Raw genomic sequence first — 13,791 nt, 5'->3', positions numbered from 1 at the left:
CCTATACGACCGCCATCAGCGCGGCGGCCACGGCGAACCCGACGACCGACAGGATCGTCTCCTGCACGGTCCACGTCTTGAGCGTGTCCTTCGTGGAGATGCCGAAGTAGCGCGAGACGATCCAGAACCCGCCGTCGTTGACGTGCGAGGCGATGATCGAGCCCGCCGCGATGGCCGCGCCGATCAGGGCGAGCTGCGGCTGCGTCAGCCCGGCCTCGGCGACCTGCGGGCCGACGATGCCCGCCGTGGTCACGATCGCCACGGTCGCCGAGCCCTGGGCGATGCGCAGGCCGCAGGAGATCACGTAGGACAGCGCGATCAGCGGCAGCCCGGCCGAGGCCAGGGTGCCCGCGAGCACCTTGCCGACGCCGGTCGCCGACAGCACCGCGCCGAAGAAGCCACCGGCGCCGATCACCAGCAGCAGCATGCCGACCGGGCGCAGCGCCGCGCCGGAGAGCTCGCCGATGTCCTTGGCGGTCATCCCGCGCCTGGTGCCCAGCAGCCAGAACGCCAGCAGCACCGCGATGGTCAGCGCCACCGGCGGGCTGCCGAAGAAGGTGAACACCGACAGCAGCCTGCCCTTGGGGAGCAGGATGCTGCCGAAGGTGGCCAGCAGGATCAGCACCAGCGGCAGCCCGATGATGAAGCTGACCAGGCCGAGCGAGGGCTCCTGGCGGTCCTTGTTCTTCTCCGCGGCGATCTTGGCCGCCTCGACGAACTCCTCGGCCACCGGGATGTGGATGCGCTTGCCGATCCACGCCGGGAACAGCACGCCGCCGACGACCCACGCGGGGATCGCGCAGGCCAGGCCCATGATGATCAGCCAGCCGAGGTCCACCTTCAGCAGCCCGGCCAGCGCCACCGGACCGGGGTGCGGCGGCAGGAACGCGTGCATCACCGACAGGCCGCCCAGCAGCGGCAGGCAGTACAGCAGGATCGAGCGGCCGCTGCGCCGGGCGGCCACGTAGACCAGCGGGGCCAGCACGAAGATGCCGATGTCGAAGAACACCGGGATGCCGAAGATCAGGCCGGACAGGCCCATCGCCAGCGGCGCCCGGTTCTCCCCGAACGCGCCGAGCAGCCTGCGGGTCAGCACCTCGGCGCCGCCGGATGCCTCCAGGATCGCGCCGAGCAGCGTGCCGAGGCCGATGATCGCCGCGACGTGCCCGAGCACCCCGCCGAACCCGCTCTCCACCAGCGAGTTCTTACCGCTCTGCGCCGAGCCGACGATCGCCTCGATGGACAGCCCGGCGCCGAGCGCCACCAGCAGGCCCGCGATCAGCAGCGCGATGAACGGCTCGACCTTGAACTTGATGATCATCAGCAGCAGCACGGCGATGCCCACGCCGGACAGGGTCAGCAACCCGCCGGTGGAGTGCTGCAGCCAGTTGAGGAATCCGGTCACGCGACGACTCCAGAGGTGTGGGAGTTGCGCACTGCCCGGCCGGGCAGTGCCGAGGTCCTGGTGCCGTCGTCGACCACCGCGACCCCGTTGACGAAGACGTACGGAATACCAGCCGGACGGCTGCGCGGCCGGTCGAACGTGGCGGTGTCGGCCACCTTTCCGGCATCGAAGAGCACGAGGTCGGCCCGGTAGCCCTCGCGCACCAGGCCCCGGTCCGGCAGCCGCAGCCGCCGCGCCGCGTTCCCGGTCATGTGCGCGACGCACTCGGCGAGGCTGAGCACGCCGAGTTCGCGCACGTAGCGGGCGAGGTAGCGGGGGAAGGTGCCCCACGCCCGCGGGTGCGGGCGCTCGCCGACGAGGAGCCCATCGCTGCCGACCGTGTGCGCGGGGTGCCGCATGATCGCCCGCACGTTCTCCTCGTGGCCGACGTGCATCAGGCACGAGGTGCCCATCCGCTCGGAGATCAGCGTGTCGAAGTACAGCTCGCTCGGAGCGCGCCCGGCCACCCGCGCCGATTCGGCGACGCTGAGCCCGACCAGGTGCGCGTTCTCCTCGCGCCGGGTTCCGTTGATCTCGATGGTCGTCCAGTCCACCGGGACCCCGTGGCAGCCGTCTGAGCCGGTTTCCTCCAGCTCCACCCGGATGCGCTCGCGTGTGTCCACATCGGACAGACGGGCGAGCGCGGCGTCCGGGCCGCCCTCGGAGACCCAGCTCGGCAGCAGCGCCGAGAGGTAGGTGGCGCCCGGCAAGTAGGGGTAGGTGTCCAGGCTGATGTCGCAGCCCTCGGCGATCGCGTCGTCCACAATGGACAGCAGCTCGCCCGCCCTGCCCTTGTTCACCGGGAAGTTCATCGTCGCGTGCGCCAGGTGCAGCGGGCAGCCGGAGCCGCGCGAGACGTCGACCATCTCCGCGTACGCCTCCACCGCGCCCGCGCCGTAGCTGCGGTGGTGCGGGCTGTAGTAGCCGCCGTGCTCGGCCACCACACGGCACAGTTCCACCAGCTCAGCGGTGTCCGCGTACATGCCCGGCGTGTAGGTCAGGCCGGAGGACATGCCGACCGCGCCTTCCCGCAGTGAACGTGCGACCAGTTCTTTCATAGCGTCCATTTCGGACGGTGCGGGCGGGCGGTCGTCCCAGCCCACGCACATCATCCGCACGGTTCCCTGCGGCACCAGGTACGCCGCGTTCACCGCGATGCCCTGGTCGAGCCGGTCGAGGTACTCCGCGACGCTGCGCCAGTTCCAGTCGAAGCCCGCTGGATCGTCGTTCCACCCCGCGAGCTGCTGGCGGAGCTGGGCCAGCACCGCGTCGTCGGCGGGCGCGTACGAGAGCCCGTCCTGGCCGAGCACTTCGAGCGTGACGCCCTGGCACACCTTCGCCTCGTGCGAGGGCTCGGCGAGCACCTGGAGGTCGGAGTGCGAGTGCATGTCGATGAAACCGGGCGCGAGCACCAGACCGTCCGCGTCGATCACCCGCGAACCGATCAACCGTTCGTGGCGCGCGATCTCGACGATGCGCCCCTCTGCCACCGCGACGTCAGCGCGGAAGAGGTCCACGGCGGTGCCGTCCGCGATCTGCGCGCCGCGGAAGACCAGCATCAGAACCACGTCCTGACGTAGTCGACGACCGTGGTGCCGTCGACGACAGGGATCAGCTGCCACTTGTCGAAGACGGTGCACGGGTGGGACAACCCGACCGAGACCCAGTCGCCGATGTCGACCTGATCGTCCTCGGCCAGGCGGAGGAAGGCGTGCTGGTCGTTGAGCGCGCTGATCGTGCATCCGTCCAAAGTGGACACAGACTTGCCGGAGCGCAGCAGTTGCGGCTCCGGGAGGCCCTCGTCGAACGACACGTCGCGCTTGCCGACCGTGAGCAGTGCCAACCTCGGTTCGGGGTGCGAGGTCACCTGCGCCCACGCGTGCAGCGCCGGGAGGAACGCACTGCCGCCGCCGAGCCGGTGCTCGCGCGCGAACGGGGAAATCCCTCGGTAGAAACCGTCGTCGTGAGTCACGTAGGCGCCGCTGCGCAGCACTGGCACCACGTCCAGCCCGTCCGGCCACGGTTCGGTGATCGCGGCGGCGACCTGGTCGAAGTACGCGCTGCCGCCCGCCGTCACGATCGCCGGACCGGCGAAGTGGTCCGCGAGGCGGATCGTCAGCTCGCGCAGGTTCGCCAGGTAACCATCCACAGTGGACTGTTTCGTGACCCAGTCCCCATGCGCCACAGCGGCTTCGTAGCCGCCCGTTCCCGCGAGTCGCAACACCGGGCTGGCGGCGATCGCCTCGCCGACCGCGACCGCCGTGTCCAGGTCGCGTGCGCCGGTGCGCCCGTTCTCCCCGCCCAGCTCCACGAGCACGTCGACCGGCCGCGATCCGCCCGCCGCCGTCAGCGCCTCGGTCATCAGCCGCACCCCGCGCACGGAGTCGGCCCAGCACACGAACTCGAAGTCCGGATCGCGGTCGAGCTCGGCGGACAACCAGCGCAGCGCCGCCGGGTCGACGAGCTGGTTGGCGAACACGACGCGCTGCACGCCGAAGGCGCGGTAGACCCGCAGCTGGCTGGCGTTGGCCGCGGTGATGCCCCACGCTCCCGCGTCCAGCTGGTCGGCGAAGAGCTTGGGCGCCATGGTGGTCTTGCCGTGCGGGGCGAGCCGGAGGCCGTGCTCGGCGCACCACGCGGCCATGGTGTCCAGGTTGTGCCGCATCGCGGGCGCGTCCAGCACCACGACCGGTCCGAGGAACCCGTCCTCGAAGAGGTCGAGCCGCCGCTCGGCGGCCTCCGCGATGGTCAGCCCGTGCAGCGCGGCGGGCAGGCCCTTGAAGCGCCAGTCGATGCGTTCGGCGCGGCTCGCTTCGATCGCCGCGCGATCAATGGACGTCACGGGCACCCGCTCCTTCGTTGCGTGCAGTGCAACAACAATTGCGCTATGTGCTGCGAGGGTGTGTAGCATTCGCCGGGCTGGACGGTCAACACATGTGGGGAGCACGGTGAACACCTCGGGTGATGTGGTCTGCATCGGCGAGTCCATGGCCGTGTTCGTGCCCGCTCCCGGGGACCGGACCTGGATCGAGGGGGTCGGCGGCGCGGAGTCGAACGTCGCGTGCCACCTGGCCTCGCGCGGATTCCGCAGCCGCTGGGTGAGCGCGCTCGGGCAGGACTCCTTCGGCCGCGCCGTGCTCAGCCGCGTGCGCGCCGCGGGCGTCGACACCGCTGACGTCCACATCGACCCGACCCGGCAGACGGGGCTCTACTTCAAGGAACCCGGCGCCGTGACGTACTACCGGCGCGGGTCGGCGGCCTCGGCGCTCGGGCCCGACCTGCTCGACCGGATCTCCTTGGCGCACACGCGATTGGTGCACGTCAGCGGCATCACGGCGGCGCTGTCGCCGAGCTGCCTCGGCCTACTCCGCGCGGTGCTGCGGGATCGGCGCGGCGACTACCGGGTGTCCTTCGACATCAACTGGCGGCCCGCGCTTTGGGAGCACGGCGGGGGACCGGAGCTGTTGCGCGAACTGGCCGACTCCGCCGACATCGTGCTGGTCGGTTCCGACGAGGCGGAGGCGCTGTGGGGAACCGATGATCCCGCCGAGGTCCGGGCGTTGTTACCCGGGCCGGAAACCCTTGTGGTGAAACAGGGAGCGGACGGGGCAACCCTCATGGAGAGCGGCCAGCGGGTGTTCGAGCCCGCGCTCGCCGTCGACGTCGTCGAGCCCGTCGGTGCGGGCGACGCGTTCGCCGCAGGCTTCCTGGCGTCCACTTTGGACGGTCAGGGGGCTGGACGGCGGCTGCGGGCGGGGCACCTCAGTGCGGCCGGAACACTGCTCACGCACGAGGACGTCGGCGAGCAGCTGCCCGCCGAGCTGGCGTCGGCGCTGCTCGACGCCGACGAGCCCGCGTGGCGCGGCGCCCGCGTCAGCACGGAAGGGGTGAGGCTGGGATGAGTCAGAGCCTGGACCGCGCGCTGGTGATCCTGCGCGAACTGGGCGAGGGGCCGCGCACCCTCGACGACCTCGCCGCCAAGCTTGACGTGCACAAGTCCACGGTGCTGCGCCTGCTGCGCACCCTGGAGAAGCACCGCTTCGTGCAGCGCGAGGGCGCCCGCCACCACCGGCTCGGCACCGCGCTGTTCGACCTGTCCTTCCGCGCGCTGGAGGAACGCGACGTCCGCCGCGCCGTCGAACCGCACCTGCGCGAGCTCAACGCGCGCACCGGCCACACCGTGCACCTCGCCAGCTACGAGGCGGGCGAGGTGATCTACATCGACAAGTACGACAGCAGGCACCAGGTGCGGATGTACTCCCGCATCGGCAAGCAGGCCGCGCTGCACTGCACCGCGGTCGGCAAGATCCTCGTCGGCGCGCTGCCCGAACCCGAGCGCCGCGCGATCGCCCGCTCCATCCCGTACCCGAAGCTCACCGTGAACACGATCACCGACGCCGACGCGTACCTGGCCGAGCTGGAGCAGGTCCGGCAGTGCGGCTACGCGGTGGACCGCAGGGAGCACGAGGACTTCATCCACTGCATCGGCGCGCCCGTGCGCGGACCGCGCGGGGAGGTGCTGGCGGCGATGTCGCTGTCGGTGCCCGAGATGCTGCTCGACTTCGAAGGACTGCTCGGGTTGCTGCCGGAGCTGCTGGGGGCGGCCCGCGCCGCCTCCGCGGACTGCGGCTGGCGGCCCGACGCCCAGGGGAACACCTAACCGAGGAAGGACCATCAGATGACCAAGCAGGAGATCCGCACCGCCGAGGCGCCCACCCCGGTGGCCAAGTTCTCCCAGGGCGTGCGCAAGGGCAACATCCTCCAGGTCGCGGGCCAGGTCGCGTTCGACCCGAAGACCGGCGACGTCGTCGGCACCACGGTCGCCGAGCAGACCCGCCAGACCATGCGCAACGTCCAGGCCGTCCTCGCCGAGGCGGGCGCCTCCCTCGACGACGCCGTGATGATCCGCGTCTACCTGACCGACGTGGCCCACTTCGCCGAGATGAACGAGGCGTACGGCGAGTTCATGACCGAGCCGTACTCCGCGCGCACCACCGTCTACGTCGGCCTGCCCGCCGGGCTCCTCATCGAGATCGACGCCCTGGCCGTCCTCTCCTGACCAACGCCGCGTTCGGGGCGTTGAGCGCCCTGAACGGGTCGTTCGGGGCGTTGGATTCCCTGAACGGGTCGTTCAGGGAACGGGGTGGGGTCTCGCAAATTTGATGTTGAGGGCGGCGAATGGAGTAGCGCCGCTACGTTGGCGGCGTGAAGCTCTACGCGGACCAGGCGGGGCGGCGGGCCGGTCAACTGCTCGCGGACCTCGCCGCGGTCACCGTCATGGTGTTCGCCGTCATCGGGGCCACCAGGCTCTACGACAACGTGCTCAAGCTCCGGATGCCCGGTGACAAGCTCGCCGAGTCCGGGTCTGTGCTGCGCGGAGTGTTCGCCGGAGCCGCCGAGTGGGCCGCGCGCATCCCGCTGGTCGGGGAGTCGCTGGCCAAGGCGTTCACGCCCGGCGTCGACGCGGGTGACCAGCTCATCGCGGCGGGCGGCAGGCAGATCGACGCGGTCGAGCAGACCGGGTTCTGGCTCGCGCTCGTCGTGGTGCTGCTGCCGCTCGTGCTGCTGCTGGCGACGTGGCTGCCGTGGCGGATCCGGTTCGTACGGGAGGCCACGGCGGCGGTGACCCTGCTGCGCTTCGGCGACGCCCGCGAGCTGCTGGCCGCGAGGGCGATCGCCAACCTGCCGCTCAAGCGGCTGAGCAACGCCGACGCGCTGGCCTGGCGCAACGGCGAGCTGGACGCGCTGGCCGAGCGGGAGCTGGTCCGGCTCGGTCTGCGCCCGAACCGTCAGTAGACGGGGCCGGTGTACTTCTCGCCGGGGCCCTTGCCGGGCTCGTCCGGCACCGCGGACGCCTCGCGGAAGGCCCGCTGCAGCGACTGCAACCCGTCCTTGAGCGGGGCGGCGTGCGGACCGAGGTACTCGCCGGAGGCGGTGACCAGGCCGGCGAGGCCGCTGATCAGCCTGCGCGCCTCGTCCAGGTCGGGCTCCCGCGAAGGGGAGTCGGCCAGGCCCAGCTTCTCCGCCGCGGCCGACATCAGCAGCACCGCGGAACGGCTGATCACCTCGATCGCCGGGACGTCGGCGAGATCACGTACCTGCTGGTCGGGCTCGGTTTCCTGCTCCTGATTCACGCCTGGTACCCTTCCACGAGCGACCAGCCCCCGTGTATGCGGGGGCGGCAAGTGGAGCCCCGCTCCCACCCGAGTCATCGACCGTCGTCAGACACCAGATGTCCGGGTCCGGTCCCGCCCTCACCGCGGACGCGGTGCGCGGGTGGTGTGCGCCCATGTGGCGTGATCGGTAGGAACAGCGGGCCCCGCACGTGCGTTCACGTGACGGGGCCGGACTCGTTCCTGGGTTCGGCGCTTCCTGCGCCCCCGAGCACGGGGACACCACGAACCTAGGAGGCCACATCAGTTCCGAGACTCGCATCAACGACCGCATCCGGGTGCCCGAGGTCCGCCTTGTCGGACCGGCGGGCGAGCAGGTCGGCATCGTCCGGATCGAGGACGCGCTGCGACTTGCCGAGGAGGCGGATCTCGACCTCGTTGAGGTCGCCCCGCAGGCGCGCCCGCCTGTCTGCAAGCTCATGGACTACGGCAAGTTCAAGTACGAGAGCGCGCAGAAGGCCCGCGAGTCCCGCAGGAACCAGCAGCTCACGGTCATCAAGGAGCAGAAGCTCCGCCCGAAGATCGACTCGCACGACTACGAGACCAAGAAGCGCAACGTGGTGCGCTTCCTCGAACACGGTCACAAGGTCAAGGTCACGATCATGTTCCGTGGTCGCGAGCAGTCCCGACCCGAGCTGGGTTACCGGTTGTTGCAGCGCCTGGCGGAGGACGTCGTCGACCTCGGTGTCGTCGAGTCCAACCCGAAGCAGGACGGCCGCAACATGATCATGGTGCTGGCGCCGCACAAGCACATCAAGCCCCGCCCGCGCGGGCCGCTCCCGGCCGACGACTCGGGCGACTCGGGCGAGTCCGCTGGCGAGGACACGCAGCAGGGCTGAGCACCACGGCCACCCCGACGGGTGGCACGACCGCACAAGACTGAGGACACAATGCCGAAGAACAAGTCGCACAGCGGCACGAGCAAGCGCATCAAGGTCACCGGCACCGGCAAGCTCCGCCGCGAGCAGGCCGGCCGCAGGCACATCCTGGAGAAGAAGCCGAGCACGCTGACCCGGCGCCTCGAGGGCACCGAGGTCGTCTCCAAGGCCGACGCGCCGCGCATCAAGCGACTGCTCGGGCGCTAAGCCCTCCGCATCCCACGCACATTCCGGGTGGCCGCAGGTTGCCCGCTAGAACGACAGGACTGATCAGTGGCACGCGTCAAGCGGGCAGTCAACGCCCAGAAGAAGCGCCGGACGATCCTGGAGCGCGCCAGCGGCTACCGCGGCCAGCGCTCCCGGCTGTACCGCAAGGCGAAGGAGCAGATGCTCCACTCGCTCGGGTACGCCTACCGGGACCGCCGTGCCCGCAAGGGTGACTTCCGCAAGCTGTGGATCACCCGCATCAACGCGGCCGTGCGCGAGAACGGGATGACCTACAACCGGTTCATCCAGGGCCTGCGCCTCGCCGAGATCGAGGTCGACCGCAAGATCCTGGCCGAGCTGGCCGTCTCCGACCCCGCCGCGTTCACCGCGCTGGTCGAGGCCGCCCGCGCCGCGCTTCCCGCGGACAAGAACCAGGCCGCGGCCTGAGCACCCGGCACGAGCGACCCGCGGTGTGCACCGAGCGCACGCCGCGGGTCGCTGCCGCTCGGCAGCTCGCCCGCCGCGCCGGTCGCACCCGCGCCGGGCGGTTCCTCGCCGAGGGCGCCCAGGCAGTGCGCGAGGCCCTGCGGTGGCCGGGACGGGTGCACGAGCTGTTCTTCACCGCGCTGGCCGCCGAGCGCAACCCGGAGCTGCTCGACGAGGCCCGCGACGCCGGTGTGCCGCTGAGCGAGATCACCGAGCGCGCCGCCGCCGGGCTCTCCGAAACCGTTACGCCCCAAGGCATTGTCGCGGTCTGCGATACCGTCGACGTGCCCTTGGCGCAGGCACTGGCGGGCTCGCCCAGGCTGGTGGCCGTGCTCGTCGGCGTCGCCGATCCGGGCAACGCGGGCACCGTCAGCCGGGTCGCCGACGCGGCCGGGGCCGACGCGGTGATCTTCGCGGGGGACACCGTCGACCCGCACAACGGCAAGTGCGTGCGCGCGAGCACCGGCAGCCTGTTCCACCTGCCGATCGCGCGCGAGCGGGACCTGACCGCCGTGCTCGACGCGTGCCGCGCCGCCGGGCTGCGCCTGGTCGCCGCCGACGGCAACGCCGCGGACGACCTGGACACCGCCGACGCGCTCGCCGAACCCACCGCGTGGCTCTTCGGCAGCGAGGCCCACGGCGTCCCCGGCGAGGCCCTGGCCGCCGCCGACGACTCGCTGCGCGTCCCCATCCACGGCGCCGCCGAGAGCCTCAACCTGGCCACCGCCGCCGCGGTCTGCCTCTACGCGAGCGCCCGCGCGCAGCGCACCCCCTGAATGACTCCTTCAGCCCGAAAGGCTTGGGGGTTGGGGGCGGTTTGAGACGGTTGTGGGTGGGGTCGGGGGTACTTGAAGACTGTCCAACCTGGGCGGGGTGTGCGGTGAGTGCGAGCGGGTTGGGGCGGTCGCCTAGGATCGGCCTGTTGCCCGTCACCGCGGGTAGCGGCACGTCAATCGGCAGCGCGGACCTGATCAGGAGCGGCCTTCACCCATGTCCGGAGCCAACGACCCCTACGATCCCAAGGAAGTCGCCGCGCTCTCACCGGCGACCCTGACCGCCGCCGTCGAGCAGGCGGGCAAGGACTTCGCCGCCGCGGCCGACCTCGACGCGCTGGCCGCGGTCAAGCCCGCGCACCTCGGTGACCGGTCACCGCTGATGACCGCGCGCCGCGAGATCGGGGCGCTGCCGCCCCAGGCGCGGTCCGAGGCGGGCAAGCGGGTCAACGAGACCAGGGTCGCCGTCCAGACCGCCTACGACGAGCGGCTGGCCGTGCTGCGGGCCGAGCGGGACGAGCACGTGCTCCGCGAGGAGGCCGTCGACGTGACCCTGCCGTGGGACCGGGTCCAGCCCGGCGCGCGGCACCCGGTCAGCACGCTGTCGGAGTACGTCGCCGACGTGTTCGTCGCGATGGGCTACGAGGTCGCCGACGGGCCCGAGGTCGAGGCCGAGTGGCTGAACTTCGACGCGCTGAACTTCGTCAAGGACCACCCGGCGCGCACCATGCAGGACACCTTCCACGTGGCGCCCGCCGACTCGGGCCTGGTGCTGCGCACGCACACCTCGCCGGTGCAGATCCGCGCGCTGCTCACCCGCGACCTGCCCGTCTACGTCGTGGCGCCGGGGCGGACCTACCGCTCCGACGAGCCCGACGCGACCCACCTGCCCGCCTTCAACCAGATCGAGGGCCTCGCGGTGGACAAGGGCATCACCATGGCCCACCTCAAGGGCACCCTGGACGCCTTCGCGCGGGCGATGTTCGGCGAGAACTCGCGCACCCGGCTGCGCCCCGCCTTCTTCCCGTTCGTCGAGCCCGGCGCCGAGGTCGACGTCTGGTTCCCGGAGAAGAAGGGCGGCGCGGGCTGGGTGGAGTGGGGCGGCTGCGGCATGGTCCACCCCAACGTCCTGCGGGCCAGCGGGGTCGACCCCGAGGTCTACTCCGGCTTCGCCTTCGGCATGGGCGTCGACCGGACTCTCCAGTTCCGCAACGGAATCTCCGACATGCGCTACATGGTCGAGGGTGACGTCCGGTTCACCCTGCCCTTCGGAACGGAGGCGTAAGCCCGTGCGTATCCCAGTGTCCTGGCTGGCCGATCACGTCGCCCTGCCCGAGGGGACCACGCCCGAGCAGATCGCCGACGCCTTTGTCCGGGTCGGGCTGGAGGTCGAGGAGGTCCACCACCTCGCGGGCGTCACCGGCCCGCTGGTGGCGGGCCTGGTGATGGAGATCGAGGAGCTCACCGACTTCAAGAAGCCGATCCGCTACTGCAAGGTCGACGTCGGCAACCTCGAGGAGGACGGCGAGACCGTCAAGCCGCAGATGATCATCTGCGGCGCGCGGAACTTCCGCGAGGGCGACACCATCGTCGCGGCGCTGCCCGGCTGCGTGCTGCCCGGCGGGTTCGCCATCTCCGAGCGCAAGACCTACGGCCGGATGAGCCAGGGCATGATCTGCTCGGTCGCCGAGCTGGCCCTGGGCGAGGACCACTCGGGCATCCTGGTGCTGCCCTCGGGCACCGCCCAGCCCGGTGATGACGCCAAGGAGCTGCTCGGCCTCGACGACGCCGTCATCGAGCTGGCCGTCACCCCGGACCGCGGCTACTGCCTCTCCGCCCGCGGCCTGGCCCGCGAGCTGGCGTGCGCCTTCGACGCCGACTACCGCGACCCCGCGATGATCGACGTCGGCGAGGCCGACGACGCGGTGTACCCGGTGCACGTGGAGGACCTGGAGGGCTGCCGCCGGTTCGTGCTGCGCCGGGTGACCGGGCTGGACCCGACCTCGCCGACGCCGTGGTGGATGCGGCGCAGGCTGATGCTGGCGGGCATCCGGCCGATCTCGCTCGCGGTGGACGTCACCAACTACGTGATGCTGGAGACCGGCCACCCGCTGCACGCCTTCGACACCACCACGTTGCGCGGTTCCCTGGTGGTGCGCAGGGCGAACGCGGGCGAGAAACTGTCCACTTTGGACGGTGCGTCGCGCGAGCTGGACCCGGACGACCTGATCATCTGCGACGACTCCGGCCCGATCTCGCTCGCGGGCGTGATGGGCGGGGCCTCCACCGAGATCACCGACTCCACCACGGACGTGCTGCTGGAGGCGGCCAACTGGGAGCCCGCCACGATCGCCAGGGTGGCCCGGCGGCACAAGCTGCCCAGCGAGGCCAGCAGGCGGTTCGAGCGGCTGGTCGACCCGGCGCTGCCGCCCGCCGCGCTGGAGCTGGCCGCGCAGCTGCTCTCCCGCTACGGCGACGCGCGGATCGAGCGCGGTCGCACCGATGTGGGCCGCCCGCTGCTGCCCGCCGCGATCGCCATCCCGCTGGCGCTGCCGGACCGGGTGGCCGGGGTGAACTACGGCCGGGGCGTGACCGCGCGGCGGCTGAGCCAGATCGGCTGCCGGATCGAGGTCGGCAGCTCCGACGACGGCACCGCCGTGGTGGTCGCCGACCCGCCGACCTGGCGCGGTGACCTCAACCTGCCCGCCGACCTGGTGGAGGAGGTGCTGCGGCTGGAGGGCTACCACACCATCCCCTCCGTGCTGCCGCCCGCGCCCGCGGGCCGGGGGCTGACCGCGGCGCAGCGCCGCCGCCGCACCGTCTCCCGCGCGCTCGCCGCGACCGGGCACGTCGAGGTGCTGCCGATGCCCTTCGTCAGCCCGCAGACCTGGGACGCCTTCGGCCTGGCCGAGGACGACCCGCGCCGCAGGACCGTCTCGCTGCTCAACCCGCTGGAGGCCGAGCGCCCCGAGCTGGCGGGCACGCTGCTGCCGGGGCTGTTCGACGCGGTGCAGCGCAACGTCTCCCGCGGTATGCGCGATCTGGCGCTCTACCAGGTCGGCCAGGTCGTGCAGCCGGACGAGCGGCAGGTGCCAGCGCCGGACCTGCCGGTGGACCGCAGGCCCACCGACGCCGAACTGGCCACGCTGCTGGCCGCGCTGCCCAAGCAGCCGCTGCACGTGGCCGCGGTGTTCACCGGCCAGCGCGAGCGCGCGGGCTGGTGGGGCAAGGGCCGCGCGGCGAACTGGTCGGACGCGGTGGAGGCGGCCAGGACCGTCGCCCGCGCCGCCGGGGTGGAGCTGACCGTGACCGCGGGCGAGCTCGCGCCGTGGCACCCGGGCCGCTGCGCCGCGCTGCGGATCGGCGACGCCGTGGTCGGGCACGCGGGCGAACTTCACCCGAAGGTGGTGGAGGCGCTCGGGCTGCCCGCGCGGACCTGCGCGATGGAGCTGGACCTGGACGGGTTGCCGCTGACCGACGAGCGGCCCTCGCCGGTGGTCTCGCCGTACCCGCCGGTGCTGCTGGACGTGGCACTGGTGGCTGACGCGACCGTTCCGGTCGCCGACGTCACCGACGCGATCGTGGCCGGTGGCGGCGATCTGGTCGAGGACGTCCGGCTCTTCGACGTCTACACCGGCGAACAGGTCGGCGAGGGCAAGCGGTCGCTGGCCTTCTCACTGCGCTTGCGCGCGCCGGACCGCACCCTCACCGTCGAGGAGGCCACCGAGGCGCGCGACGCCGCCGTCGCGCTGGCCGCCGAGCGGACCGGAGCCGCGCTGCGCGGTTGAACCGCACCGCCCGCCGAAACCCCACACGCGCCCGCGTGTGGG

The 13,791-nt window shown here is 71.8% G+C and carries 14 protein-coding genes; 10 read left to right on the top strand and 4 right to left on the bottom strand.

Annotation, left to right across the window (positions count from 1 at the left end; translation table 11 throughout):
• Position 1 precedes the first annotated feature (1 nt).
• From NLX83_RS33740 to NLX83_RS33730, 3 genes are read right to left on the bottom strand one after another with little or no spacing between them, the layout of a single operon-like run.
• Entirely contained in the window at positions 2-1,405 is a 1,404-nt protein-coding gene (locus NLX83_RS33740) for a GntP family permease (RefSeq protein ID WP_254239300.1), read from the bottom strand.
• A complete protein-coding gene (locus NLX83_RS33735; RefSeq protein ID WP_374118843.1) occupies positions 1,402-3,003 on the bottom strand; it encodes an N-acyl-D-amino-acid deacylase family protein in 1,602 nt (533 codons plus the stop codon). Before NLX83_RS33735 ends, NLX83_RS33740 begins: the two co-directional genes overlap by 4 nt.
• Positions 3,003-4,277, bottom strand: coding sequence for an amino acid deaminase (locus NLX83_RS33730; protein ID WP_254239340.1), 1,275 nt, complete (start codon positions 4,275-4,277; stop codon positions 3,003-3,005). The genes NLX83_RS33735 and NLX83_RS33730 overlap by 1 nt, the downstream gene beginning before the upstream one ends.
• A gap of 142 nt (positions 4,278-4,419) precedes the next feature.
• Here NLX83_RS33730 and NLX83_RS33725 point away from each other — a divergent pair, with 142 nt between their 5' ends.
• The 4 genes from NLX83_RS33725 (at position 4,420) to NLX83_RS33710 (ending at position 7,240) form a co-directional block, all read left to right on the top strand.
• Complete coding sequence (locus tag NLX83_RS33725) at positions 4,420-5,346, top strand: sugar kinase (protein ID WP_308209424.1); 927 nt, start codon at positions 4,420-4,422, stop codon at positions 5,344-5,346.
• Positions 5,343-6,104 carry an IclR family transcriptional regulator gene (locus tag NLX83_RS33720; RefSeq protein WP_254239299.1) on the top strand — a complete coding sequence of 254 codons (762 nt, stop codon included), beginning with the start codon at positions 5,343-5,345 and terminating at the stop codon, positions 6,102-6,104. The genes NLX83_RS33725 and NLX83_RS33720 overlap by 4 nt, the downstream gene beginning before the upstream one ends.
• A gap of 18 nt (positions 6,105-6,122) precedes the next feature.
• On the top strand, positions 6,123-6,503 hold the full coding sequence (locus NLX83_RS33715) for a RidA family protein (protein WP_254239298.1): 381 nt from the start codon (positions 6,123-6,125) through the stop codon (positions 6,501-6,503).
• Positions 6,504-6,649: 146 nt separating this feature from the next.
• A complete protein-coding gene (locus tag NLX83_RS33710) occupies positions 6,650-7,240 on the top strand; it encodes a hypothetical protein (RefSeq protein WP_254239297.1) in 591 nt (196 codons plus the stop codon).
• Here the strand turns inward: NLX83_RS33710 and NLX83_RS33705 are convergent.
• Positions 7,234-7,578 (bottom strand): DUF1844 domain-containing protein, encoded by a 345-nt coding sequence (locus NLX83_RS33705; RefSeq protein ID WP_254239296.1) that lies wholly within the window; start codon positions 7,576-7,578, stop codon positions 7,234-7,236. The two genes, NLX83_RS33710 and NLX83_RS33705, sit on opposite strands and share 7 nt — an antisense overlap.
• A gap of 281 nt (positions 7,579-7,859) precedes the next feature.
• On the opposite strand from NLX83_RS33705, the gene infC reads away from it, so the two are divergent.
• The 6 genes from infC (at position 7,860) to pheT (ending at position 13,749) form a co-directional block, all read left to right on the top strand.
• Positions 7,860-8,456, top strand: a complete 597-nt coding sequence (gene infC, locus NLX83_RS33700; protein WP_254239338.1) for a translation initiation factor IF-3 — start codon at positions 7,860-7,862, stop codon at positions 8,454-8,456.
• Positions 8,457-8,507: 51 nt separating this feature from the next.
• Positions 8,508-8,702: a 50S ribosomal protein L35 gene (gene rpmI, locus NLX83_RS33695; RefSeq protein WP_254239295.1), complete on the top strand. Its 195-nt coding sequence runs from the start codon at positions 8,508-8,510 to the stop codon at positions 8,700-8,702.
• A gap of 66 nt (positions 8,703-8,768) precedes the next feature.
• Complete coding sequence (gene rplT / locus NLX83_RS33690) at positions 8,769-9,149, top strand: 50S ribosomal protein L20 (protein ID WP_030431922.1); 381 nt, start codon at positions 8,769-8,771, stop codon at positions 9,147-9,149.
• Positions 9,150-9,172: 23 nt separating this feature from the next.
• On the top strand, positions 9,173-9,964 hold the full coding sequence (locus NLX83_RS33685) for a TrmH family RNA methyltransferase (protein ID WP_254239294.1): 792 nt from the start codon (positions 9,173-9,175) through the stop codon (positions 9,962-9,964).
• 214 nt (positions 9,965-10,178) lie between these two features.
• Positions 10,179-11,246: a phenylalanine--tRNA ligase subunit alpha gene (gene pheS / locus NLX83_RS33680; protein WP_254239293.1), complete on the top strand. Its 1,068-nt coding sequence runs from the start codon at positions 10,179-10,181 to the stop codon at positions 11,244-11,246.
• Between the two features lie 4 nt (positions 11,247-11,250).
• A complete protein-coding gene (gene pheT / locus NLX83_RS33675; RefSeq protein ID WP_254239292.1) occupies positions 11,251-13,749 on the top strand; it encodes a phenylalanine--tRNA ligase subunit beta in 2,499 nt (832 codons plus the stop codon).
• Positions 13,750-13,791: the final 42 nt, after the last annotated feature.

This window comes from Allokutzneria sp. A3M-2-11 16 (assembly GCF_024213555.1).
Lineage (GTDB): Bacteria > Actinomycetota > Actinomycetes > Mycobacteriales > Pseudonocardiaceae > Allokutzneria.
The sequence above is the reverse complement of the archived record's forward strand: the minus strand, read 5'-3'. Positions and strand labels throughout refer to the sequence as shown.

Coding starts and splice junctions, on each gene's coding strand:
- NLX83_RS33720 (WP_254239299.1), top strand. CDS start 5,343: ATGAGTCAGAGCCTGGACCGCGCGCTGGTGATCCTGCGCGAACTGGGC.
- NLX83_RS33715 (WP_254239298.1), top strand. CDS start 6,123: ATGACCAAGCAGGAGATCCGCACCGCCGAGGCGCCCACCCCGGTGGCC.
- rpmI (WP_254239295.1), top strand. CDS start 8,508: ATGCCGAAGAACAAGTCGCACAGCGGCACGAGCAAGCGCATCAAGGTC.
- NLX83_RS33735 (WP_374118843.1), bottom strand. CDS start 3,003: ATGCTGGTCTTCCGCGGCGCGCAGATCGCGGACGGCACCGCCGTGGAC.
- pheS (WP_254239293.1), top strand. CDS start 10,179: ATGTCCGGAGCCAACGACCCCTACGATCCCAAGGAAGTCGCCGCGCTC.